The organism is Marmoricola endophyticus, from assembly GCF_014644415.1.
Classification (GTDB): Bacteria; Actinomycetota; Actinomycetes; order Propionibacteriales; family Nocardioidaceae; genus Marmoricola; species Marmoricola endophyticus.
The window spans coordinates 64,738-86,675 of sequence record NZ_BMKQ01000001.1 but is presented as its reverse complement, the minus strand read 5'-3'; the positions used below and the strand labels follow the sequence as shown (position 1 = coordinate 86,675).

General features: G+C 72.8%; 29 protein-coding genes. 15 read left to right on the top strand and 14 right to left on the bottom strand.

The annotated features are described in order from the left end of the window. The first annotated feature begins 82 nt into the window (after positions 1 to 82). The gene (locus IEX42_RS00470) at positions 83 to 1,237 is read left to right on the top strand and encodes a cysteine desulfurase family protein (protein ID WP_188777227.1); all 1,155 of its coding nucleotides are present in this window, start codon (positions 83 to 85) and stop codon (positions 1,235 to 1,237) included. Continuing rightward, complete coding sequence (locus IEX42_RS00465) at positions 1,234 to 1,470, top strand: sulfurtransferase TusA family protein (RefSeq protein WP_188777225.1); 237 nt, start codon at positions 1,234 to 1,236, stop codon at positions 1,468 to 1,470. The genes IEX42_RS00470 and IEX42_RS00465 overlap by 4 nt, the downstream gene beginning before the upstream one ends. A 2-nt stretch (positions 1,471 to 1,472) precedes the next feature. Here the strand turns inward: IEX42_RS00465 and IEX42_RS00460 are convergent, their stop codons facing one another. Continuing rightward, positions 1,473 to 2,450: a carbohydrate kinase family protein gene (locus IEX42_RS00460; protein WP_188777223.1), complete on the bottom strand. Its 978-nt coding sequence runs from the start codon at positions 2,448 to 2,450 to the stop codon at positions 1,473 to 1,475. 124 nt (positions 2,451 to 2,574) lie between these two features. Here IEX42_RS00460 and IEX42_RS00455 point away from each other — a divergent pair, with 124 nt between their 5' ends. Continuing rightward, positions 2,575 to 2,778 (top strand): hypothetical protein, encoded by a 204-nt coding sequence (locus IEX42_RS00455; RefSeq protein ID WP_188777221.1) that lies wholly within the window; start codon positions 2,575 to 2,577, stop codon positions 2,776 to 2,778. A 55-nt stretch (positions 2,779 to 2,833) separates the two neighbouring features. On the opposite strand, the gene erpA is transcribed toward IEX42_RS00455, so the two are convergent. Beyond that, the gene (gene erpA, locus IEX42_RS00450; RefSeq protein ID WP_188777219.1) at positions 2,834 to 3,205 is read right to left on the bottom strand and encodes an iron-sulfur cluster insertion protein ErpA; all 372 of its coding nucleotides are present in this window, start codon (positions 3,203 to 3,205) and stop codon (positions 2,834 to 2,836) included. Positions 3,206 to 3,306: 101 nt separating this feature from the next. Then, entirely contained in the window at positions 3,307 to 4,401 is a 1,095-nt protein-coding gene (locus IEX42_RS00445) for a glycerate kinase family protein (RefSeq protein ID WP_188777217.1), read from the bottom strand. 52 nt (positions 4,402 to 4,453) lie between these two features. Here IEX42_RS00445 and IEX42_RS00440 point away from each other — a divergent pair, with 52 nt between their 5' ends. Both IEX42_RS00440 and IEX42_RS00435 read left to right on the top strand, forming a co-directional pair. Beyond that, positions 4,454 to 4,954 (top strand): hypothetical protein, encoded by a 501-nt coding sequence (locus IEX42_RS00440; protein ID WP_188777215.1) that lies wholly within the window; start codon positions 4,454 to 4,456, stop codon positions 4,952 to 4,954. Next, complete coding sequence (locus IEX42_RS00435) at positions 4,947 to 5,831, top strand: GNAT family N-acetyltransferase (protein WP_229660466.1); 885 nt, start codon at positions 4,947 to 4,949, stop codon at positions 5,829 to 5,831. The genes IEX42_RS00440 and IEX42_RS00435 overlap by 8 nt, the downstream gene beginning before the upstream one ends. A gap of 13 nt (positions 5,832 to 5,844) precedes the next feature. Here IEX42_RS00435 and IEX42_RS00430 read toward each other — a convergent pair whose 3' ends face one another. Then, positions 5,845 to 6,417, bottom strand: a complete 573-nt coding sequence (locus IEX42_RS00430; protein ID WP_229660465.1) for an acyltransferase — start codon at positions 6,415 to 6,417, stop codon at positions 5,845 to 5,847. 53 nt (positions 6,418 to 6,470) lie between these two features. Continuing rightward, on the bottom strand, positions 6,471 to 7,784 hold the full coding sequence (locus IEX42_RS00425; protein ID WP_229660464.1) for an MFS transporter: 1,314 nt from the start codon (positions 7,782 to 7,784) through the stop codon (positions 6,471 to 6,473). 74 nt (positions 7,785 to 7,858) lie between these two features. On the opposite strand from IEX42_RS00425, the gene nadA reads away from it, so the two are divergent. Both nadA and IEX42_RS00415 read left to right on the top strand, forming a co-directional pair. Continuing rightward, entirely contained in the window at positions 7,859 to 9,028 is a 1,170-nt protein-coding gene (gene nadA / locus IEX42_RS00420) for a quinolinate synthase NadA (RefSeq protein ID WP_188777213.1), read from the top strand. Between the two features lie 124 nt (positions 9,029 to 9,152). After that, on the top strand, positions 9,153 to 11,951 hold the full coding sequence (locus IEX42_RS00415) for an ExeM/NucH family extracellular endonuclease (RefSeq protein WP_188777211.1): 2,799 nt from the start codon (positions 9,153 to 9,155) through the stop codon (positions 11,949 to 11,951). 126 nt (positions 11,952 to 12,077) lie between these two features. Here the strand turns inward: IEX42_RS00415 and pspAB are convergent, their stop codons facing one another. Genes pspAB through IEX42_RS00400 form a run of 3 tightly spaced genes read right to left on the bottom strand, consistent with a single transcriptional unit; the run spans position 12,078 to position 14,435 of the window. Continuing rightward, the gene (pspAB, locus tag IEX42_RS00410; protein WP_188777209.1) at positions 12,078 to 12,650 is read right to left on the bottom strand and encodes a PspA-associated protein PspAB; all 573 of its coding nucleotides are present in this window, start codon (positions 12,648 to 12,650) and stop codon (positions 12,078 to 12,080) included. Then, entirely contained in the window at positions 12,650 to 13,612 is a 963-nt protein-coding gene (gene htpX, locus IEX42_RS00405; protein WP_188777207.1) for a zinc metalloprotease HtpX, read from the bottom strand. Before htpX ends, pspAB begins: the two co-directional genes overlap by 1 nt. Before the next feature lie 34 nt (positions 13,613 to 13,646). Continuing rightward, a complete protein-coding gene (locus IEX42_RS00400) occupies positions 13,647 to 14,435 on the bottom strand; it encodes a PspA/IM30 family protein (protein ID WP_188777205.1) in 789 nt (262 codons plus the stop codon). A 147-nt stretch (positions 14,436 to 14,582) separates the two neighbouring features. On the opposite strand from IEX42_RS00400, the gene IEX42_RS00395 reads away from it, so the two are divergent. Next, on the top strand, positions 14,583 to 15,170 hold the full coding sequence (locus IEX42_RS00395; RefSeq protein WP_188777203.1) for a DUF3043 domain-containing protein: 588 nt from the start codon (positions 14,583 to 14,585) through the stop codon (positions 15,168 to 15,170). A 109-nt stretch (positions 15,171 to 15,279) separates the two neighbouring features. Here the strand turns inward: IEX42_RS00395 and rpsN are convergent, their stop codons facing one another. Genes rpsN through rpmB form a run of 3 tightly spaced genes read right to left on the bottom strand, consistent with a single transcriptional unit; the run spans position 15,280 to position 15,991 of the window. Beyond that, positions 15,280 to 15,585, bottom strand: a complete 306-nt coding sequence (rpsN, locus tag IEX42_RS00390; protein WP_188777201.1) for a 30S ribosomal protein S14 — start codon at positions 15,583 to 15,585, stop codon at positions 15,280 to 15,282. Further along, positions 15,585 to 15,755 (bottom strand): 50S ribosomal protein L33, encoded by a 171-nt coding sequence (rpmG, locus tag IEX42_RS00385; protein WP_188777199.1) that lies wholly within the window; start codon positions 15,753 to 15,755, stop codon positions 15,585 to 15,587. The genes rpsN and rpmG overlap by 1 nt, the downstream gene beginning before the upstream one ends. Further along, complete coding sequence (gene rpmB / locus IEX42_RS00380; protein ID WP_188777197.1) at positions 15,755 to 15,991, bottom strand: 50S ribosomal protein L28; 237 nt, start codon at positions 15,989 to 15,991, stop codon at positions 15,755 to 15,757. The genes rpmG and rpmB overlap by 1 nt, the downstream gene beginning before the upstream one ends. 75 nt (positions 15,992 to 16,066) lie before the next feature. On the opposite strand from rpmB, the gene IEX42_RS00375 reads away from it, so the two are divergent. From IEX42_RS00375 to IEX42_RS00350, 6 genes are read left to right on the top strand one after another with little or no spacing between them, the layout of a single operon-like run. After that, entirely contained in the window at positions 16,067 to 16,321 is a 255-nt protein-coding gene (locus tag IEX42_RS00375; protein WP_188777195.1) for a type B 50S ribosomal protein L31, read from the top strand. Continuing rightward, positions 16,318 to 17,427 carry a GTP-binding protein gene (locus IEX42_RS00370; RefSeq protein ID WP_188777193.1) on the top strand — a complete coding sequence of 370 codons (1,110 nt, stop codon included), beginning with the start codon at positions 16,318 to 16,320 and terminating at the stop codon, positions 17,425 to 17,427. Before IEX42_RS00375 ends, IEX42_RS00370 begins: the two co-directional genes overlap by 4 nt. Positions 17,428 to 17,466: 39 nt before the next feature. Continuing rightward, positions 17,467 to 17,643: a 50S ribosomal protein L32 gene (rpmF, locus tag IEX42_RS00365; protein WP_188777191.1), complete on the top strand. Its 177-nt coding sequence runs from the start codon at positions 17,467 to 17,469 to the stop codon at positions 17,641 to 17,643. Between the two features lie 59 nt (positions 17,644 to 17,702). Next, a complete protein-coding gene (gene rpsR, locus IEX42_RS00360; RefSeq protein ID WP_229660931.1) occupies positions 17,703 to 17,909 on the top strand; it encodes a 30S ribosomal protein S18 in 207 nt (68 codons plus the stop codon). After that, complete coding sequence (ykgO, locus tag IEX42_RS00355; protein ID WP_188777188.1) at positions 17,906 to 18,028, top strand: type B 50S ribosomal protein L36; 123 nt, start codon at positions 17,906 to 17,908, stop codon at positions 18,026 to 18,028. Before rpsR ends, ykgO begins: the two co-directional genes overlap by 4 nt. Before the next feature lie 4 nt (positions 18,029 to 18,032). Further along, a complete protein-coding gene (locus IEX42_RS00350) occupies positions 18,033 to 18,416 on the top strand; it encodes a (2Fe-2S) ferredoxin domain-containing protein (protein ID WP_188777185.1) in 384 nt (127 codons plus the stop codon). A gap of 28 nt (positions 18,417 to 18,444) precedes the next feature. On the opposite strand, the gene IEX42_RS00345 is transcribed toward IEX42_RS00350, so the two are convergent. Together IEX42_RS00345 and gcvT are read right to left on the bottom strand one after the other, a co-directional pair. Then, positions 18,445 to 18,660, bottom strand: a complete 216-nt coding sequence (locus tag IEX42_RS00345) for a hypothetical protein (protein WP_188777184.1) — start codon at positions 18,658 to 18,660, stop codon at positions 18,445 to 18,447. A 49-nt stretch (positions 18,661 to 18,709) separates the two neighbouring features. Further along, complete coding sequence (gene gcvT, locus IEX42_RS18025) at positions 18,710 to 19,822, bottom strand: glycine cleavage system aminomethyltransferase GcvT (RefSeq protein ID WP_229660463.1); 1,113 nt, start codon at positions 19,820 to 19,822, stop codon at positions 18,710 to 18,712. 79 nt (positions 19,823 to 19,901) lie between these two features. On the opposite strand from gcvT, the gene IEX42_RS18020 reads away from it, so the two are divergent. Then, positions 19,902 to 21,449 carry a leucyl aminopeptidase gene (locus tag IEX42_RS18020; protein ID WP_229660462.1) on the top strand — a complete coding sequence of 516 codons (1,548 nt, stop codon included), beginning with the start codon at positions 19,902 to 19,904 and terminating at the stop codon, positions 21,447 to 21,449. 13 nt (positions 21,450 to 21,462) lie between these two features. On the opposite strand, the gene IEX42_RS00330 is transcribed toward IEX42_RS18020, so the two are convergent. Continuing rightward, entirely contained in the window at positions 21,463 to 21,804 is a 342-nt protein-coding gene (locus IEX42_RS00330; RefSeq protein WP_188777178.1) for a hypothetical protein, read from the bottom strand. Positions 21,805 to 21,938: the final 134 nt, after the last annotated feature.

Sequence of the window (21,938 nt, the reverse complement as noted above, 5' to 3'; positions counted from 1 at the left end):
GGGCAGGTGAGGGTGCGCCGAGGGGTGGATCCGCACCCTCCGCGACCCGGCCGCCGGTAGGCGCTCGGGTAGGTTCGCGACCGTGGCGGACGACACCGGCCCGGCGGGGCCGACGTACCTCGACGCGGCGTCCTCGGAGCCGCTGCACCCCGCCGCCCGCGAGGCACTGCACGCCGCCGCCGACGCGGTGCACGCCGACCCTCGTCGCGGTCACCGGGCCGGACGCGAGGCCCGCCTGGTCCTCGACAACGCGCGGGCCGCCACCGCGCAGTGCCTCGGGGTGCGCCCCGACGAGGTGACCTTCACCCCCAGCGGTACCCACGCGGTCCACCTCGGACTGCTCGGCCTGCTGCGCGGGCGCGCCCGGGTCGGCGGCCGGCTCGTCGTCGGTGCCGCCGAGCACTCCGCCGTGCTCAACACCGCCCGCTGGCACGAGGACGCCGGCGGAGAGGTCGTCGAGGTCGGCGTCGACCGGACGGGACGGGTCGACGCCGACGCGCTCGTGGCGGCCGCCACGCAGGGCCCGCCGACCGCGGCCGTCGCCCTCCAGAGCGCGAACCACGAGGTCGGCACCGTCCAGCCCGTCGCCGAGGTGGCCCGTCGGCTCGGCGACGTGCCGCTGCTCCTCGACGCCTGTGCCTCGGCGGGGCGGCTCGCGCTGCCGGAGGGCTGGACGGTCGCCGCGGCGTCCGCGCACAAGTGGGGCGGGCCGGCCGGCATCGGCGTGCTGCTGGTGCGCAAGGGCGCCCGCTGGCGTGCGCCGTACCCGGTCGACGACCGGGCCGAGGAGCGCTCGACCGGCTTCGAGAACGTGCCGGCGGCACTCGCCGCCGCCGCCGCGCTGCAGGCGGTGGTCGCCGAGCGCGCGGAGACCGTCACCCGGCAGCACGCCCTGGTCGCGCGGATCCGGGACGCCGTGGCGCGGATCCCCGACGTCGACGTGGTCGGCGACCCCGAGGAGAGGCTGCCGCACCTGGTGACCTTCTCCTGCCTCTACCTCGACGGGGAGTCGCTGGTCACCGAGCTCGACCGGCTCGGCTTCGCCGTGGCCAGCGGGTCTGCGTGCACCTCCAGCGTGCTCGAGCCCAGCCACGTCCTGGCCGCGATGGGCGCGCTGACCCACGGCAACGTGCGGGTGTCGCTGACCCGCGCGACGACCGAGGCCGAGGTCGAGCGGTTCCTCACCGCGCTCCCGGAGGTCGTCGCGCGACTGCGTGCGCAGGCGGGGATCGGATGACCCCGGTGGACCTGGTGCTCGACTGCCGCGGCCTGCTCTGCCCCGTCCCCGTGATCCGGCTGGCACAGCGGATCGCCGAGGTCCCCGCCGGCGGGACGGTCGCCGTCGAGGCGGACGACGTGGCGGCGGCGACCGACGTACCCGCGTGGTGCCGCATGCGCGGCCACGAGTACGTCGGCGCGGTCACCGCGCAGGACGGCACCCCGTCCTACGTCGTCCGACGCGTGGCCTGAGGTCAGCCGACCCGGAGGTGCGGCGTGATCTCGCGGGCCGCGTCGTCGCCGTACGTCGTGGTGAACCGCTCGAGGAAGGCGTCCTGGGTGACGGCGTACTCCTGCGTGCCGACCGTCTCCACGACGTACGACGCCATCGTCGAGCCCACCTGTGCCGCCCGCTCGAGCCCGACGCCCCACTCCAGCGCGGCGAGGAAGCCCGCGCGGAACGCGTCGCCGACACCGGTCGGCTCGGCGGCCTCCACCAGGCAGGCGGGGACCTCGATCGGGTCCTCGCCCTTGCGCTGGACGCGGGCGCCGTCCTTGGACAGCGTGACGACCTGGACCGCGACCCGGTCGAGGATCTCCTCGGGCCCCCATCCGGTCTTCTGCTCGATCAGGTGCGACTCGTACTCGTTGCTGAACAGGATCGCGGCGCCGTCGACGAGGCCGCGGATCAGCTCACCGTCGCCGAACGCCAGCTGCTGCCCGGGGTCGGCGACGAAGGGGAAGCCCTTCTCACGGCACTCGGCGGTGTGCCGCAGCATCCCGTCGGGGTCGTCGGGGCCGATGAGGACGTAGTCGGGGTCGCCGACCCGCTCGACGATCGGCGCGAGCTCGATCTCGCGGGCCTCGCTCATGGCGCCGGGGTAGAACGAGGCGAACTGCGCCATCGTCTGGTCGGTGGTGCACACGAAGCGCGCCGTGTGCTTGTCGCTGCTGATCCGTACCGAGTCGCAGTCGACGCCGCGCTGCTCCAGCCAGGCGCGGTAGTCCGCGAAGTCCTCGCCCGCCGCGCCGACCAGCACCGGTCGGAGCCCCAGGGTGGCCAGCGCGAAGCTGATGTTCGGACCGCAGCCGCCCCTGCGGATCTCCAGGTCGTCGACGAGGAACGACACCGACAGCTTCTCCAGCTGCTCGACGACCAACGAGTCGGCGAACTTGCCCTGGAAGGTCATCAGGTGGTCGGTGGCGATGGAACCGGCGATCAGCAGCGACATGGGTCCTCATGGGTCTCGGGGACGGCGGGCCCGCAGTGGCGCGGGGACCGACGCCCGACCCTACCGGCGACGCCGCGCGCGCGACCCCTCGGAGTACCTGTCGGTAACGCCTAGCGTCGACGGCATGACTCCTCGCGGCTCCACCCCGTACGCCGACGCCGACGACACGCACACCATGCGCGGCGACTGCCGGGTGGCCTCCGTGCGCATGGGGCTGCCCGACCCGCGCGACCGGCACCTGCGCGTGCGCGCCCCCGGACCGCGTCCGGCGGCCCCGCCCCGCGCCGACGAGGACGCGGCCCTCGTCGCCGCCCGCCTCGGGCTCTGAGGAGACGCCGAAGGGCCCCGGACCTGGTCGGTCCGGGGCCCTTCGCGCGGGTGGGTCAGTGGAAGGAGTCGCCGCAGGCGCAGGACCCGGTCGCGTTGGGGTTGTCGATGGTGAACCCCTGCTTCTCGATCGTGTCCATGAAGTCGATGGAGGCGCCGTTGAGGTACGGCACGCTCATCCGGTCGACAACCACGGCGACACCGTCGAAGTCGGTGACCTGGTCACCGTCGAGGTTCCGCTCGTCGAAGAACAGCTGGTAACGCAGACCCGAGCAGCCGCCCGGCTGCACCGCGATCCGCAACTGCAGGTCGTCGCGACCCTCCTGCTCCAGCAGGGACTTCACCTTCCCGGCGGCGCCCGTGGTGAGGTTGATGCCGTCGGTGCGGTGCTCGCCGACGGTCTCCGTGCTCTGGACCTGCTCGGTCATGAACGGCTCCCGGATGGTCTCGGTGCGGATGGTCTGTGCGTCGGGACCACGATCGTCCCGACGGGCTCAATGGTCGCACACCGGGGGTTATTCCAGCGGAGTCAGCGCGACCAGGTGCGCGCGGTCCGCTCGGCCAGGTCGGCCAGCGCGCCGGCGGGATCGGCGAAGGCGCGATCCTCGCCCACCAGGTCGACCAGCGAGTACGCCGACTCCACACCCAGGGTGCGCATCTCGCGCGCCCCGATCAGCACCGCGCCGGCGAGTGCCACGCACGGGCGCAGCGCCTGCGCGGCGACCTGCGCCACGCCGTACGGCACCTTGCCCGAGCGGGAGGAGAAGTCGAAGGCACCCTCGCCGGTGATCACCAGGTCAGCGGTCCGGACGGCGTCGAGCAGCCCCACGGCGTCGGCGACCATCGCGACACCGGGCTCGCGCGACGCACCCAGCAGCAGCAGGGCGAACCCGAGGCCGCCGGCGGCGCCGGCACCCTTGCTGGTGGCGACGAAGCGGTCGCAGAGCCCGCCGAAGTCGTCGAGCCAGGAGTCGACCTCCACCAGCCGCTCGTCGGCGAGGCCTTTCTGCGGCCCGAAGGTGCGGGTGGCTCCGCGCAGACCGGCCAGCGGGTTGTCGACGTCGCTGGCCGCGACCAGCTCGACGTCGTGCAGGAGCTCGCGGGCCGGCGACAGGTCGACCGCCGTGATGCCGGGGAGGGCGGCCGGACCGGCGTCGAGCGCACCGCCTTCCGCGGTCGCTCCGAGCGCAGCGAGCGCTCCTGCTCCCCCGTCGTTGGTCGCCGAGCCGCCGAGGCCCACGACGACCCGCCGGGCGCCGGCCTCGACGGCCGAGCGGACCAGCTCGCCCAGCCCTCGGCTGGTGGCGCGCTCGGGGTCGCGCTCCTCGGCCGGGGTCAGGTGCAGCCCGACGGCCTGGGCGGACTCGACGTACGCCGTGTCCCCGACGCGCAGGAGCGTCGCCGGCGCGGGCGCGGAGTACGGGCCGGTGACGGTGACGGCGAGCAGCTCGCCGCCGAGCGCCTCGTGGAGCACGTCGACGAAGCCCGGGCCTCCGTCGGACATCGGCCGCAGCACCACGTCGTCGCCCGGCGCGCGGCGCGTCCACCCGGTCCGGACCGCCTCGGCGGCCTCGACCGCGGTGAGCGTGCCGGCGAACTTGTCCGGGGCGACCACGACACGCATGGGCGCCACCGTAGGCGCCCACCACGTCGAGCCGTGCCATAGCGTGGCCGAGGTGCATCTGCTGATCCTGTGGTGCGGCTTCCTCGGCGCCTGGCTGCTCGTCGCCGGCCCGCTCTTCCAGGCCCGCCTCGAGCTCCGCGAGGAGGACTTCGAGGCGGACCGGATCCGCGCCTCGATGCAGGAGGTGCCGCCCCCTCGGGAGGTGTCCTCCTGGTGGCTGCTGCTGCCGCCGGTGTGGTGGTGGCTGCGGCACCGGCGCCACGAGGAGTTCGAGGAGGCGATGCTGGCCCACATCAGCGACGAGGACTACGCGGCGTTCAGCTCGTTCATGAACAAGGCGCGCGGCTGGGTGCTGGTGGGCCTCGGCGGTCTGCTGATCGCCGCGAAGGAGACCTGGGAGCTGGTCGAGGGCAACGAGTGGCCGACCGTCGTCTTCTGGCTGCTGCTGGCGCTCGGGATCCTCGCCGCGATCGCGCACACCGCCCTGAGCATCCGGTCCGACCGGCGCGAGGCCGTCCGGCGGCAGGGCGTACGAGGACCTGTCGGTGGCTGAGGCGCGCGTCCGGCCGATGACGCCCGAGGACGTGCCGCTCGCCGCCGCGCTGTCCTCCGAGAGCTATCTCGCCGTCGACCGGCGGATGCAGCCGCGGGCGCTGCCGGAGCCGACCGGGCGCTCGACCGGACGTACGGCCTGGTGGGAGACCCGCACGCGGCACCTGCTCGCGACCGACCCCGGCGGCAGCTGGGTGGCGGAGGTCGACGGGGAGCCGGTCGGCTTCGCGGTCTCCTTCCGGCGCGAGCTGACGTGGGTCCTGGCCTCGTACGCCGTCCGCGGCGACCACCAGGGCCTCGGCATCGGCAGGGCGCTGCTCGCGGTGGCGCAGGACTACGGCAAGGGCTGCCTGCGCGGGTTGCTCACCTCCTCGGCGGACCCGCGTGCGGTGCGCCGCTACCGCGCCTCGGGCTTCGACCTGCACCCTCAAGTGTCGCTGACCGGGGTCGTCGACCGCTCGGCGATCCCGCCCGGCAGGCACGTCCGCGAGGGCGACCCGGGCGACCGGGACCTCCTCGACTCGCTGGACCGCCGCACCCGCGGCGCCGCGCACGGCCCGGACCACGAGCTGCTGCTCGGCCACCACCGGCTGCTGGTCAGCGACCGCGCGGCAGGCTCGGGCTACTGCTACGTCGAGGCCGGGGCACCGGTGCTGCTGGCCGCGACCGACCGCCGTACGGCCGCCAGGCTGATGTGGGAGGCGCTGGCCTCGGCGCCGGTCGACTCACCCGTCTCGGTGCGCCACGTCACCGCGGCCAACCAGTGGGCGCTGGACGTGGGTCTGGCGGCGCGGCTGGACCCGTGGACGTCCGGCTACCTGGCCGTACGACGCCTCCGCCCGCCGGCGCCGTACCTCCACCACGGGTCGCTGCTGTAGCGCGTCGTGCCGCTCAGGCCTGCGACGACCGGTGGGTGTCGCGCGTCCATGACCCGTGCTTCCCGCCGCGACGCCGCGGGAGGTCGGCCTCGAGGTCCTTGACCCGCCGGGCCACGGGCGCACCGGCGTAGAGACCGTCGGGCTGGCAGTCGCGCGCGACGATCGCCCCGGCCGCGATCACGCAGCCCTCGCCGATCGTCACGCCGCCGAGGACGGTCGCGTTGATGCCGAGCCAGCAGCCGTCGCCGATGACGATCGGGGCCGGCCGGTCGGGACCCATCCGGTAGTCCGAGGGTCCGATGTCGTGGCCCGAGGTGACCAGCGTGACGCCGGTGCTGAGGCAGACGTTGCGGCCCAGGGTGATCGGGGCGGCGGTGTCGAGGTGGCAGTCGTAGTAGATGCCGCTGCCGGGCTCCATGGTCAGCCGCCGACCGCCGATGAAGGTGCGCGGCATGATCACCACCCCGGGCGCCAGGCGCATCCCGAGGAGCCGGTAGAACCAGACCCGGGCGCGGTTGGGCACCAGGCCCGAGGTCACGAACCCGTTGACGAGGACGTCGCGTGCCCAGATCACCAGCCACTCCACGCGCAGGAGCCTAGGCTGTCGCGCCCCCCGCCGTGCTCCGCTGCCCGTCGCGGTCAGCCGTGCAGCGGCTCGCCGGCGCGGAACCGCACCAGGTCGGGGTCGGCGGCGAGGATCTGCGCGCGCGCCCGCCGGCGGTAGCGCCAGACCTGGAGCAGGCCGAGCGCCCAGAGGACGTACTGCGCCGACATCGCCCAGCGGAACGCCTCGGGTGTGTACGACGACTCGCTCCCGGGCGTCCGCCAGTCGAGGACCAGCCCGATCACGACGACGAGCACCAGGCTGGCCAGGAAGCCGCCCTGGTTGATGATCCCGGTGGCGCTGGCCAGCCGCTCGGGTGGGTTGGACGTACGCCCGAGGTCGAAGCCGATCACCGAGGCCGGGCCGCCGACGCCGACGACCACGACGAGTAGGACGAGCAGCCACAGCGGCGCCTGCCCCGGCCACGCGAGCACGACGGTCCACATCGCCGCCAGCGCCCAGATGATGGCGATGACCAGGGTGGAGCGGTGCCACGGGCTCATCGTGATCCGCCAGCCGAGGACCGGGCCGACGACCATCCCGGCGAGCACCAGCACGGTCAGCAGCGACCCGGCGGTCGCGTCGCCGAGGCCTTCTCCCTGGGTGAGGAACGGGAATCCCCAGAGCAGGCTCATCACGGTCGCGCTGAACTGAGTCGTGAAGTGCGTCCAGAACCCGAGCCGTGTGCCCGGCTGGCGCCAGGACGTCTGCAGGCTGCGGCCGAGGGCGCGGAGGTCCTGGCGAGGTCCGAGCAGCCTGCGGGTGCCGGGCGCGTCGTGCACCACCAGCAGCAGCGCGAGCACCATCACGATCCCCAGCGACGCGGTGAGCAGGTACGACCGCGTCCAGCCCAGGTGCGCGAGGGCCCACGTCATGGGCAGCGCCGCGAGCAGCGCTCCGGCCTGGCCCACCATCCCGGTCACCTGCGTCACCATCGGGACCCGCCGCGGTGCGAACCACGAGTTGACCAGTCGCAGCACGCAGATGAAGGTCATCGCGTCGCCCATGCCGACGAAGAGCCGAGCCGCCAGCGCCGCCGGGTAGGACTCGGCCAGGGCGAAGCCGGCCTGGGCCACCGTCAGCAGCCCGGCACCGGCGACCAGCACCGTCCGGGGTCCCCAGCGGTCGACGAGGAGACCCACGGGCACCTGCATGCCGGCGTACACCAGCAGCTGGAGCATCGTGAACGTCGCCAGCTGGGCCGCGCTGATGTCGAAGCGTTGCGCCGCCGCGATCCCGGCGACCGCGAGGGACGAGCGGTGGAAGACGGCCAGGAGGTACGTCGCCAGGCCCACCAGCCAGACGGCGACGGCACGCCGGCTCAGCGGCGGGGCCTGGATCGACGTCACCACCCGATCGTAGGAGCCCACGGGGACGCCGCTCGCGTCACGCCCGCCCCTCGGACCCGCCTATCCTGGGCGCCGTGACTGCCACGTCCCGGGTGGACCTCCCCCTGCTCCCCCTCGGTCGCGGCTCGGACCCCGCCTCCGAGCGCGGCGTCGACTGCCCCGGCGACCTGCCACCGGCATCGGACCCGGCCCTGGTCGAGCGGGCCCGCGCGGCGAAGCAGGCCCTGGGCGACCGGGTGTTCGTCCTCGGGCACCACTACCAGCGCGACGAGGTCATCGAGTTCGCCGACGTCACCGGCGACTCCTTCAAGCTGGCCAAGGACGCCGCCGCCCGGCCCGACGCCGAGTTCATCGTCTTCTGCGGCGTCCACTTCATGGCCGAGTCGGCCGACATCCTCACCTCGTCGGCCCAGCAGGTCGTGCTGCCGGACCTGGCGGCCGGCTGCTCGATGGCCGACATGGCCCGCCTCGCCCAGGTCGAGGACGCGTGGGACGCACTGGTCGACGCGGGCGTGGCCGACCGGGTCGTCCCCGTGACGTACATGAACTCCTCGGCGGACATCAAGGCCTTCTGCGGACGCCACGGCGGCACGGTCTGCACCTCGTCCAACGCCCGTACCGCCCTGGACTGGGCACTGGCGCAGCACGGCCCGGACACGAAGGTGCTCTTCCTCCCCGACCAGCACCTCGGTCGCAACACAGCCGTGCTCGAGCTGGGGATGTCGCTGGAGGACTGTGTTGTCTGGAACCCGCACCGCCCCGACGGCGGGCTCCGCCCCGAGCAGGTGCGCGACGCCCGGATGCTGCTGTGGCAGGGGCACTGCTCGGTGCACGGCCGCTTCACCGGCGAGGTCGTCGACCGGATCCGTGCCGAGGTCCCCTACGTCCAGGTCCTCGTGCACCCCGAGTGCCGCCACGAGGTGGTCACCCGCGCCGACCTGGTCGGCTCCACGGAGTTCATCATCCGCCAGGTCGAGGCCGCACCGCCCGGCACCGTCTGGGCCATCGGGACCGAGCTGAACCTCGTACGCCGCCTCGCCGCCGCCCACCCCGAGCAGCGGATCATGTTCCTCGACAAGACCGTCTGCTTCTGCTCCACGATGAACCGGATCGACCTGCCCCACCTCGTCCGCTCGCTGGAGTCGCTCGCGGCCGGCCGGGTCGAGAACGTCATCGAGGTCGACCCCGCCACCGCCGAGTGGGCCACCGTCGCGCTGGAGCGGATGCTCTCGCTGCCCGGCTGAGGCTGCGACACCCAACCGCAACCGAATCGTCACCCGCGGGTCCCTTCCGCACTGTCGGTGCCACGGGGTTGGGTGGTCCTCGTCTGGAGGAGCCGTCCGGCTCCCGCTCTCGAGGAGACCTTCTGTGCCCACGTCCCGCGTCCCGGTACGCCCCGTCCTGCTCCCCCTCCTCGCGCTCGGTCTCGCGATCCCGGCCGCGGCGCTCGCCTCACCCGCCGAGGCCGCCGGGTCATCCGGCCTGGTGATCTCGGAGGTGTACGGCGGTGGCGGCAACACCGGGGCGACCTACACCCAGGACTTCGTCGAGCTGGCCAACCCGACGGGCTCCGCGATCACCGTCGACGGGACCTCGTTGCAGTACCGCTCCTCGGGCGGATCGGGCGCACCGAGCGGACTCGTGGCGCTCAGCGGGTCCGTCCCCGCCCACGGCCACTACCTGGTCGCGCTCGCGAAGGGCACCGGCGGCAGCACCGCGCTGCCCACGCCGGACGCGACCGGCGACGTCGCGATGAGCGCGACCGCCGGCACCGTGCTGCTGGCGCGCGGCACGTCCAGGATCGCCGACCTGCCGACCGGCTCGGTCGCGCGCGACGACGTGATCGACCTGGTCGGCTTCGGTGCCTCCAACACCTACGAGAAGGCGCCGGCCACCGGGGCCGGCAACACCGCCGCAGTCTCCCGCGACACCGCCGGCACGGACACCGACGACAACAGCGCCGACCTCTCGGCGACGGCACCCGATCCGCAGAGCACCGGCTCCGGCACCACCACTCCCCCGCCCGGCGCCCCGACCGACCTGACGATCGCGCAAATCCAGGGCACCGGTGCCGCCAGCCCGTTCGCCGGTCGGCCGGTGCGCACCGAGGGCGTGGTCACGGCGTCGTACCCGACGGGAGGCTTCGCGGGCTACTACCTGCAGACACCCGGCACCGGCGGCGACCTCGGCAGCAGCCACGACGCCTCGGACGCGGTCTTCGTCTACCTGGGCGGCTCGGCGACCGCGTCGTCGTACCCCTCGATCGGCGCGCACGTCCAGGTGACCGGCACGGTCTCGGAGTTCAACGGCCTGACCGAGATCAGCGCCACGAGCAGCACGCCGCTGGACACCCCCGCGGCTGCGATCGAGCCCGTGACCGGCGCCTACCCCTCGACCGACGCCGGCCGTGAGACCCGCGAGGGCATGCTCACCGCACCGGGCGCGTTCACCGTCACCGACGTCTACACGCTGAACAACTACGCCGAGATCGACCTCGCCTCCGGCAGCACGCCGCTGCGGCAGCCGACCGACGTCGCCAGGCCCGGCACCCCCGAGCAGCAGGCGGTCGTCGCCGACAACGCCGCTCGAGCCGTGACGCTGGACGACGGCTCCTCGCTGAACTACCTCACCACCGGCAAGGACACCCCCCTGCCGTGGATCACCAAGGACCGCCACGTCCGCGTCGGCGCGCCGGCCCGGTTCACGAAGCCAGTGATCCTCGACTACCGCAACGACACCTGGAAGTTCCAGCCCACCTCCCAGCTGACCGCGGCCAACGACGCCGAGGTCGCGCCCGCGACCTTCCCCGACACCCGCACCGACGCACCGCGGGCTGTCGGTGGCGACCTCAAGATCGCCAGCTTCAACGTCCTGAACTACTTCACCGAGACCGGCGAGAAGTACGTCGCCTCCGGTCACTCCTGCAGCAGCTACAAGGACCGCACGGGGACGCCGGTCACCGTCGACGACTGCGGCGCGGACGGTCCGCGGGGCGCCTGGGGCGCGTCCGACCTGTCCCGGCAGCAGGCCAAGATCGTCTCGGCGATCAACGCCCTCGACGCCGACGTCCTCTCCCTGGAGGAGATCGGCAACTCGGCCAAGTTCGACGGACCGGAGCAGCGCGACGACGCGCTCTCGACGCTGGTCGACGCGCTCAACGCGGCCGCCGGCTCCGACCGCTGGGCGTTCGTGCCCTCGCCGCCGGTCGACCAGCAGCCGCCGCTGGCCTCGCAGGACGTGATCCGGACGGCGTTCATCTACCAGAAGGCGGCCGTCGCGCCGGTCGGCGCGTCGCACATCCTGCTCGGCTCGGACGCCTTCTCCAACGCCCGGCAGCCGCTGGGACAGGTGTTCGTACCGGCAGGGGGCTCGTCGGAGCAGCAGTTCCTGGCGGTCGTCAACCACTTCAAGTCCAAGGGCTCCGGCTCCGGCGACGACGCCGACCAGGGTGACGGTCAGGGTGCCTCGAACGCCTCGCGGGTGCGCCAGGCGCAGGCCCTGGTGGGGTTCGTGAAGGAGCTGCAGGCCTCCACCGGCACCCAGCGGGTGTTCCTCACCGGCGACTTCAACGCCTACACCGAGGAGGACCCGCTGCAGGTGCTGCGCGAGGCCGGGTTCACCGACGTCGGGCAGAGGTTCGTCCCGGACGAGTCGACGTACGTCTTCGGCGGGCTGGTCGGCTCCCTGGACCACGTCCTGGCCAACGACGCCGCGCTCGGCACCGTCCAGGGGGCGCACGTGTGGAACATCAACTCGGTGGAGTCGGTGGCCTACGAGTACAGCCGCCACAACTACAACGCGACCGACTTCTACTCGGCCGACCCGTACCGCTCCAGCGACCACGACCCGCTGCTGGTCGGCTTCTCCGTGCCGTCCTCGCGTACGCCCTCGGAGGTCTCGGCGAAGGTCGCCGAGCAGGAGGTGAACCGCCGCGGCCGGACCACGGTCCGCGGCACGGTCACCAGCGACGGGCACACGGTCCGGAGCGGCACCGTCACGATCAGCCAGGGCGATACCGAGCTGGCCCGGGTCGTCCTGGGCAACGGCAACTTCCGGGTGCGCGTCTTCGTGACCGGCACCGGGAAGCTGCCGCTGCAGGTCGCGTACTCCGGCACCGACACCGTCGCCCCGTCCTCGACCACGGTCGTGGCGAACAAGCCCCGCTGAGCGCGGCACCTGCCCGTTGAGTGGTGCCCTCTGCTGGGCCGAGTTGCGCATTGTGCAGGTCCTCCACCTGCACGACGCACCACTCGCGCCTGTAGAAGGCACCACTCGACGGGTGGGTGACGCGCGTCAGCGCAGGACCGGGCAACCCCAGATCGGCATCCACTTGCCGAGGTCGGGCTCGAGGGCGAGCTCGCCGGCCAGGGTGGAGCGGACGTTCATCTCCAGCAGCGAGTCGCGCTGCTGGGAGCCCGTCGGTACGAACGGGTAGAACGTGCCGGTGGCGTAGCGGTAGACCAGGCCGACCGGGCCGCCGGCGGAGGTGCGGAACGCCACCACCGAGCAGAGCAGACTGCGGGCGAACCCCTCGGCCTCGAGGCTGGAGTTCACGGCGTGCAGGTCGGTGACCAGGCTGCCGGGCTCGGGCGGATCGGTCCGTACGATCAGCCAGGTGAAGCCGAACCCGTCGTCCTCGCGGTCGACGTCGGGGCCCTCGTCGGAGTCCAGCAGCTCGACGAGCCGCTTCTCGGCATCGAGGAACGCGGCGCCCTCGGCCTTGCGGTAGCAGACAGCGCCGAAGCCGGTCGGCGCCATGTCCATCGCCACCTGCAGCTGGATCGCCGCTCCGGGGATGCCGAAGAGGGCGTCCAACTGCGGTCGTACCGGCTCGGAGCGACCGGTGATCGTGCTCCAGAACCCCATCAGTGCTGCTGCTCGAAACCGCCGTCGAAGGGGCGGCCGAGCTCTGCGGCGACCTTGGAGAGCTGCTCGAGGCGCTGCTCCAGCGACGGGTGGGTCGAGGTGAGCGTCCGCATGGACACCCCGGCAGCCGCGGGGGTGATGAAGAAGGCGTTCATCTTGGCCGCCTCGCGCAGGTCCTTCTTCGGTATGGCGTTCGTCTCCCCGGAGATCTTCACCAGCGCCGAGGCGAGCGCGCCGGGCTGCTGGGTCAGCAGGGCGCCGCTGCGGTCGGCGCACAGCTCGCGGTAGCGCGAGAGCATCCGGGTCAGCACGAAGCTGATGGCGTAGACGACCACGCTCACGACCAGCGCGATCAGGAGCAGCGGCAGCGCACCCGGACCGTCGTCGTCGTTGTCGCGGCGACCGCCGCCGCCGAAGAACAGGCCGTACTGGCCCCACTGCGTGATCATGCCGGCGATGACGCCGGCCGAGGACGCGACCGTCATCACCAGCACGTCGCGGTGCGCGACGTGCGAGAGCTCGTGGGCGAGCACGCCCTCGAGCTCCTCGGCGGTGAGCGTGTTGAGGATCCCGGTGGTCACGCAGACCGCCGCTCGCTGGGGCGAGCGCCCCGTCGCGAACGCGTTGGGCAGATCGGTGTCCGAGATGGCGACGACGGGCTTGGGCATGTCCGCGAGCGTGCAGAGCCGGTCGATCATGCCGTGCAGCTCCGGCGCCTGCTCCGCGGTGACGACGCGGGCCCGCATGGCCCGCAGCGCCATCTTGTCGGAGTTGTACCACTGCCACCAGGCGATGCCGACCCCGATGATCCCGATGACCGGGACCAGCCCGCCGGCCCCCGCCTGCGCCGCGATGAACATCAGCACCACGAAGAAGGCGACGAACAGCAACCCGAGCAGGAACATCACCGTGGTCATCCGGACGGTGAGCCCGGTGTCCTTGACGAATCGGTTGCTGCTCATGCGGTCTGCGTCCTGCCTCTCGTGGTGATGACGACTACTCGGTGTTCTTCTGCGGGTCGGTCTGCTCGGCGGCGTCCAGCACCGGCTGGTCCTCGCCGGCACCGGCACCGAGCTGGCCCTGCGTCGGGCTCTTGGACTTCAGCGCCGCGAGCTCGGACTCGACGTCGGACTGCGAGCTCATCTGCTCCAGCTCACGGCTGATGTCGTCACCTCGCCCGAGCGCGCCCGGCTCGTCCAGGGCGCCGGAGGCGAGCAGCTCGTCGATCGCGCCGGCCCGGGCCTGCATCGCGGCGGTCTTGTCCTCCGCCCGCTGCACGGCCTGCCCGACATCGCCCATCTCGGTGGAGATCCCGGAGAAGGCCTCGTTGATCTTGGTCTGGGCCTCGGCAGCGGAGTACGTCGCCTTGATCGTCTCCTTGCGGGTACGGAACGAGTCGACCTTGGCCTGCAGCTGCTGCGAGGCACGGGTGAGCTTCTCCTCCTCGCCCTGGAGCTGCTCGTGCTGGGCCTGCAGGTCGGTGATCTGTCCGGTCAGGCCCGACTTCCGGCTCAGCGCCTCCCGAGCGAGGTCCTCGCGCCCGACGTCGATCGCCTTCTGCGCCTGGTCGGTCAGCTTCGTCTGCTGGGTCGTCAGCTGGGTGATCTGCATCTCCAGCCGCTTGCGGCTGGTGGCGACGTCGGCGACGCCGCGGCGTACCTTCGTGAGCATCTCGAGCTGTCGCTCGTAGCTGTAGTCCAGTGTCTGACGCGGGTCCTCCGCACGGTCGAGCGCCTGGCTCGCCTTGGCCTTGAAGATCATGCTGAAGCGCTGCCACAAGCCCATCGAGAGCTCCCTGTCTGTTGCGTCCGGTCGTGGAGCACGTGCGTGCTCGCCCCCAACCTATGAGGTGAACGCGCACGCCGGGTACAAGGTTCCCCGGCGAGTAGGCTTCGCGACGACCTGCACACCACGATCACCGGAGCCGCACCCGTGTTCGGACGCACCAAGGAGACCGCCCCTCAGCCCGCGACCCACGAGGACGAGGGTCACGGCAAGGGACGCCCGACCCCCACCCGTCGCGAGGCGGAGGCGGCCGCCCGGGAACGCGCGAAGGGCGGGATGGACAAGAAGTCCACCGCCAGGGCGCAGCGCGCACAGCGGGCGGAGCAGAACGCCAAGATGCGCGAGGGGATGCGCACCGGTGACGAGCGCTACCTGATGGAGCGCGACAAGGGTCCGGTCAAGCGGTTCGTCCGCGACTTCGTCGACACCCGCGTCTCCTTCATGGAGTTCCTGCTGCCGGTGCTGGTCGTCATCATCGTCCTGCAGGCCAGCACCGTCCCCGTGCTAGTCGCGGCCAGCGGCTACATCTGGATCGCCAGCATCATCCTGCTGCTCCTGGACGTCGTGGCCCTCGACTGGCAGCTCGGTCGGCAGGTGAAGGCCCGCTTCGCCGGGACGGACCACTCGCCCCGGGGCTGGCGGTTCTACGCGTTCATGCGCGCGATCCAGATCCGCAAGCTGCGGATGCCCAAGCCGCAGCGCAAGTGGCGCGAGCCGCTTCCCGAGCGCTACTAAGCGCCCGGCCGGCTGCACAGTCGGCCGGTGCACCCGCCCGACCTGCCACCACCCGGCACGAGCACCCAGCGGCGCACGAGGCCGACCTCCCGACGCCTGTCGGGGTCCGCTACCAGCTGGACTTGCGGATCCCCGGCAGCTCGCCTCGGTGAGCCATCGCGCGGAACCGGATGCGGGAGGTACCGGTCTTGCGGACGTAGCCGCGCGGACGCCCGTCGACTTGGTCGCGGTTGCGCAGCCGGACGGGTGAGGAGTCCCTGGGCAGGCGGGACAGCGCGCTGACCGCCCGCGCCTGCTCGGCCGACCCGGCGGAGCTGGTCCTGACCTGCTCCTTCAGTGCGGCGCGACGCTCGGCGTAGGCCACCACGAGCCGGCGACGACGACGGTCGGCGGCGACCTTGCTCTGCTTGGCCATCAGCGCTCCTCGCGGAAGGTGGTGTGCCGGCGGACGACGGGGTCGTACTTGCGCAGCTCGAGACGGCCCGGGTGGGTGCGCCGATTCTTGCGGGTCACATAGGTGTAGCCCGTGCCGGAGGTGGAGCGCAGCTTCACGATCGGTCGCAGCTCGTTGCCTCGCCGCGCCATCAGAGTGTGACCCCCCGTCGCCGCAGGTCGAGGACGACGGCGTCGATCCCCCGAGCCTCGACGACCTTGATGCCACGAGCGCTGAGGCGCAGCGTGACGTGCCGGCGCAGGCTCGGGACCCAGTAGCGCTTGCGCTGGATGTTGACGTCGAAACGGCGCTTGGTGCGCCGGTGCGAGTGCGAGACGCGGTTGCCGTGACCGGGACGAGCGCCGGTGACCTGACACGTACGGGACATGCGATGAGCTCCTCTGCTTGACGGGATTGAGATCTTAAATGAGACTGATTCTCATTCCTACAGTGAGGACCCTCCGTGAAGCAAGGCATCCACCCGGCCTACGGGCCGACGGCGTTCCGCGACCGCAGCACCGGACGCGTGCTCCTCGTCCGCTCTACCCTGGCGGCGGGCCTCGACCCCGGCGCCACGGTCGAGGTCGACGGGCAGAGCTACCCGGTGGTCGACGTCGACGTGTCCAGCGACAGCCACCCGTTCTGGACCGGTCGCACACGCAGGCTCGACACCGAAGGTCGGGTGCAGGCCTTCGAGCGCAGGTACGGCGCGCGATGAGGACGCCACTGGTCGTGGTCACCGGCGTCGACGCCGCCGCGATGTCGGCCGCCGTCCTGGGTCTGCTGTGGGACACTCCGGACGCGGTGGCCCTCACCCACCACATCGACCCCGACACCCAGGTGCTGACGCGCGTGGTCAGCGACCAGACGGGCGAGATCGAGCGCGAGGAGATCCCGCTCGAGCACGCGTGCGTGAGCTGCGCGCTGCGCGAGGACGTCCTGCCCACCCTCGACCGCCTCGCGAGGCAGTCACGCTGGCGCACCATCGTCGCCCGGCTCCCGGTCGGTGCGCCGGCCGACCAGCTCGCGCACGCGCTCGCCGCCGACCCACGCCTGGCTCGCCGGCTGCGGCTGCTGTCCTTGGTCGCGGTCCTCGACGGGTGCCGCCTCGTCGAGGACCTCGTCGGACCGGCGACGATGCGGGACCGGGGTCTGCACACCGGCCCGGACGACGAGCGGGGGATCGGCGAGGTGGCGTGCTCGCTGGTCGAGAGCGCCGACGTGGTCGTGCTCGCCGACCCCGACCCCGCGCCGCGTCCCGGCGACTCGGCTCCGAACCGCGAGGCCGGCGCCGCCCTGGTGCGCGCGCTCGGCCGCCGTGACACGGCACTCGTCGAGGGGACCGAGCACCTCGGCCTCGACGTGGTCGCGAGAACCGGCCACCAGCACCGCAGGTACGCAGAGCACACCTCGCCCTTCTTCCCCGTCCACCCCGACTCGGCCGACCACGCGCACGTATGGCAGGTCGAGCTGAGCACGCCGCGTGCGTTCCACCCAGACCGGCTCCTGGACGAGCTGGACGTGCTCGCCGACGGTGCGCACCGCTCGCGCGGCTGCTTCTGGGTGCCCACGAGGCCCGGCTCCGTCCAGGTGTGGGACGGCGCCGGCGGGCACCTCAGCCTCGCCGCCGAAGGCACCTGGGGCCGCCGGGCGCCGTGCTCGCGCATCGTCGTCACCGGCCCGGGCGAGATGCCCTCCTCGGTGACCGCCGGCTGGGAGCGACTGCTCCTCACCCCGGCCGAGGCCCGCTCGGAGCCTCGCACCTGGCGCGTCGCCGAGGACGGGCTGGAGCCGTGGCTCGGTCCGATCCGCGACGTGGCCTGACCCCCACCCCCCCAAGACAGACGACACGAGGAGGCTCCTGTGGCCGTTCCGAAACGACGCACGTCCCGCAGCAACACCCGCCACCGCCGCTCCGCCTGGAGAGCGCGCGTCCCCACCCTGGTGCCCGTCACCGTGAGCGGCCGTACGTACCAGGTGCCACGACGTCTCGTCCGCGCCGTGCAGCGCGGGTACGTCGACCCGGAGAACCTGTGGTGAGCGCGCGCAAGCCCCTCCCCCGCACCGGAGCCGGCCGACGCTCGGCCGGCCGGCAGCCCCTGCTGGCACCGCACGTCCGCGCGGTCGACTACAAGGACGTGACGCTGCTGCGCAGGTTCGTGTCCGACCGGGGAAGGATCCGCCCGCGCAGGGTCACCGGCCTCACGCCGCAGCAGCAGCGTGCACTCACCCGCGCGGTGAAGACAGCCCGCGAGATGGCCCTGCTCCCGTACACCACCCAGCACCACCACGGAGGAACCACATGAAGGTCCGCAACTCGCTGCGCTCGTTGAAGGCCCAGCCCGGCGCTCAGGTCGTACGACGCCGTGGCCGCACCTACGTCATCAACAAGCGCAACCCCCGCCTCAAGGCGCGGCAGGGCTGACGCGGTGCAGACGCCGTCACCACGTCCTCGCCCCACCGGGTCCCGGGGCGACACCGCACGCGACGGAGCCGTCACGACCGGCAGCGGCACCCACCCGCTGTGCGCGGTCCTGGTCTGCACCCACGGCGGGTGCGCCGGGGCCGGTGCGCGACACCTCGAGGCGCTGCGGCCCCTCGTGGCCCGCTCGCACCACGCCGTCCTCGTGCGCACCGGCTGCCTGTCACCCCACCAGGCGTGCGGACCCGACCTCGGCTCGGCCACCGTCCGGATGCAGCACTGCACCCGTCGCCTCGAGCCCCTCGGGCCGGGGCGCTCCATCCGCACCGGCCCCTCGCCGACGTACCGCGAGGTGGAGCACTGGCTCGACGCCAACGACGGGCAGGGGTGACACGCTCAGACGTGTGCGCCCCGGGCGCTCAGGCCTCGGCGGACAGCGACATCGGGCCGTAGACGAGGCGGTCGTCCTCGAAGAGGGTGACGGCGGCGACACCCGCGTCCGCGAGCTCGACGTACGCCTCCCCGACGTACGACTCCGCGTCGGACCGGGTCGGGAACTCCTGCCGCTGCTCGGGCTGGACCTCGGACCCGTCGGGCCCCTCCAGGCGCCACCACCAGGTGCTGCTCTCGCTCATCTCGCTCCCCTCGTCGGTCGGTCCGTGCGCCGGATCACCCGTGCGCCCCTCACGCGGTGTGCGTCTCCACGAACGGCGGCTTGGTCACCGTCACCGCCAGCGGCCGACCGCGTACGTCGACGGTGACCTCGGCGCCATCCTCCACCGCGGCGTCGACCCGCGCGAGCGCGACACCGGTCCGCAGGGTCGGCGAGAAGGTCCCCGAGGTGACCTCGCCCAGGACCACGTCCCCGTCGACGACCGGCATGTGCGGCCTCGGGACACCGCGACCGCTGGCGCGCAGTCCTGCCAGCCGGGTGCGCGCGCCGGTCTCCTTCTCCGCGAGCAGCGCGTCGCGACCCCAGAAGGCGGGCTTCTTCCACCCCACGGCCCAGGACAGGCCCGAGGACACGGCCGTGGTCTGCCGGGTCAGGTCCTGGCCGTGCAGCGGGTAGCCCATCTCCAGGCGCAGCGTGTCGCGGGCGCCGAGACCGCAGGGCACCACGCCGAGGTCGGCGCCGGCGCTCATCAGCGTGTCCCAGAGCAGCCCGGCTGACGCGGCAGGGGCGATCAGCTCGTACCCCTTCTCCCCGGTGTAGCCGCTGCGGCACACCGTGACCGGCGACCCGTCCTCCAGCGTGTGCTCGGCGACGCTCATGTAGCGGCCCTCGGTCGGCATCCCGAGCGCCTCGAGCAGGTCGCCCGACCGCGGCCCCTGGACCGCGAGGACGGCGTGGCTGCGGTGCTGGTCGGTGATCGTCACGGTGTCGGGCGCGACCGCCTCGAGACGGCGCTGCACCTCGGCGGTGTTGGCCGCGTTCGGCACCAGCAGCAGGTGGTCGCGGGCGAAGAGGTAGACGATGAGGTCGTCGACGATGCCGGCGGTGTCCTCCTCGCAGCACAGCGTGTACTGCGCGCGACCGGGCTCGATCTTGTCGAGGTCGTTGCTCAGGCAGGAGTTGACCAGCTCGTACGCGCCCTCGCCGCGGACCTCGACCTTGCCCAGGTGGGAGACGTCGAAGACCCCGACCGCCTCGCGCACCGCGGTGTGCTCGGCGATGACGCCGGTGTACTCCAGCGGCATCTCCCAGCCGGCGAACTCCGCAGTCTTCGCGCCGAGCGCGACGTGCCGGTCGTGGAGCGGGGACTGCACGAGCCCCGTGGTCGACTCTGGAGAGGCCATGGGGCGCAAACTAGCGCAGCCTGCCGACGGCGTACGAGGCACCGCCGGGCCGTCCTCGGCCGTGGCTAGAGTCGCAGCCGTGACGTCGTACACCCTGCGCAAGGCCAGCCCCGCCAAGACCCGAGCCGACGCGGTGGTGATCGGGGTCCACGCCACCGACGGCAAGCCCGTCCCGGCCGGCGACGGCGGGGAGGAGGTCGCCAAGGCGTTCGGCCGGTCGTTCGGAGCGCTGCTGGCGCGGATGAAGGTGACCGGAGGGCTCGGGGAGGCGGTGCGTGTCCCGACCGGCGGCGCGATCGCCAGTCCGGTGCTGGTCCTCGTCGGACTGGGCGAGGCGGGCGCGACGACCAGCGAGACGCTGCGTCGGGCCGCCGGGATCGCCGTGCGCAACCTCGGCAACGCCTCCTCGGTCGGTGTCGCGCTGCCGGCCGACGACGTCGAGTCCGTACGAGCGGTGGCCGACGGCCTGCGCTCGGGCTCGTACGCGGTCCAGCGCGTCGCCCCGGCGCCGGCCAAGGGCGCCAAGTCGCACCGTCGCGCAGCCGCCGACGACGGCCTCGCCGAGGTCGCGGTGCTCAGCGACTGCGCGCGCCAGCAGGCCTGCCGCCAGGCCTTCGAGACCGCGCTGGTCGTGGCGGACCTCGCCGACGTCGCCCGTGGCTGGGTCAACACCCCGGCCAACCTCCTCGGACCGGTCGAGCTCGCCACGCAGATGGCCGACCTGCGCTCGGAGGGCACCAAGGCGCGCCGTGCCGTCGAGGTCGAGGTGGTCGACGACGACGAGCTGCGCAGGCTCGGCTGCGGCGGCATCCTGGGCGTCGCCTCCGGGTCGGCGCGTCCGGCACGACTGGTGCGCCTGACCTACCGCCCCAAGGACGCGACCAGGCACGTGGCGCTCGTGGGCAAGGGGATCACGTACGACTCCGGCGGGCTCACCATCAAGCCCGGCTCGTCGATGACCACGATGAAGACCGACATGGCGGGCTCCGCGACCGCCGTGGCCGCGACGTACGCCGTCGCCGAGCTGGGTCTCCCCGTCGCGGTGACGACGTTCGCGCCCCTGGCCGAGAACATGGTCTCGGGGTCCGCGATGCGCCCTGGTGACGTGCTGAGCATGTACGACGGGCAGACCGTCGAGGTCCAGAACACCGACGCCGAGGGCCGGCTCGTGCTGGCCGACGCGCTCGCGATGGCCGCGGAGCTCGAGCCCGACGCGATCGTCGAGATGTCGACGCTGACGGGCGCCTGCGTCGTGGCGCTCGGCGAGCGCATCGCCGGGCTGTTCGGCGAGGACGCCACGGTGAACGGCATCGAGCGCGCGGCCGCCGTGACGGGCGAGCTGTTCTGGAGGCTGCCGATCCCTGAGTCGACGCTCGACGCGATCCGCACCGAGTCCACGATCGCGGACCTGCTGCAGCACAACTGGGTGCGCTGGGGGGCCTCCTCCTGGGCGGCCGGGTTCCTCGCCCAGTTCGTCAAGGGTCGCGAGTGGGCTCACCTCGACATCGCCGGGCCGGCGTACAACTCCGGCGCCGCGTGGGGGCACACGCCCTCCGGCGCGACCGGCTTCGGCGTCCGCACGGTGGTCGAGTACGTCGCCCAGGTCGCCGACGCCTCGCAGGGCTGAGGGCGGGGACGCCTCAGTAGAAGTTGTTGCCGCGCTTCTTGGCGCTCTGGGCGCGGTTCCACTCCCGCATCCGGTCGGGCACGCCGACCACCGCGGCGTCGTACGACGGGATGCCCAGTCGGTTGCAGAAGTCGTGCGCCCACCGCACCGACGGCACCCGGCGCCGGGTCCACTCACCGTCGACGGCCACCAGCAGCAGGGTGACGGGCGAGGTGGTGGTCTGCGGCTCGACGAAGCCCTCGACGCCTCGCCGCTCGCCCGACCAGCGGGTCAGGTGGTCGTCGTCGACGGCGGTCCCCCCGGAGACGGCCGCACCGGAGCCCCCGCGACGTCGCAGCCGGTCCATCAACCCCATGCGCCCATTGTGGCCGATGCCTCCCAGCAGCGCGGGTCGAACCGGGTCGAGAGGTACGACGGACCGGGTTGCCCGCAGGGGCGGGTGGGGTGCAAGGATGAACGAGTGGCGGCGCGACAACGCGTCGCACCGAC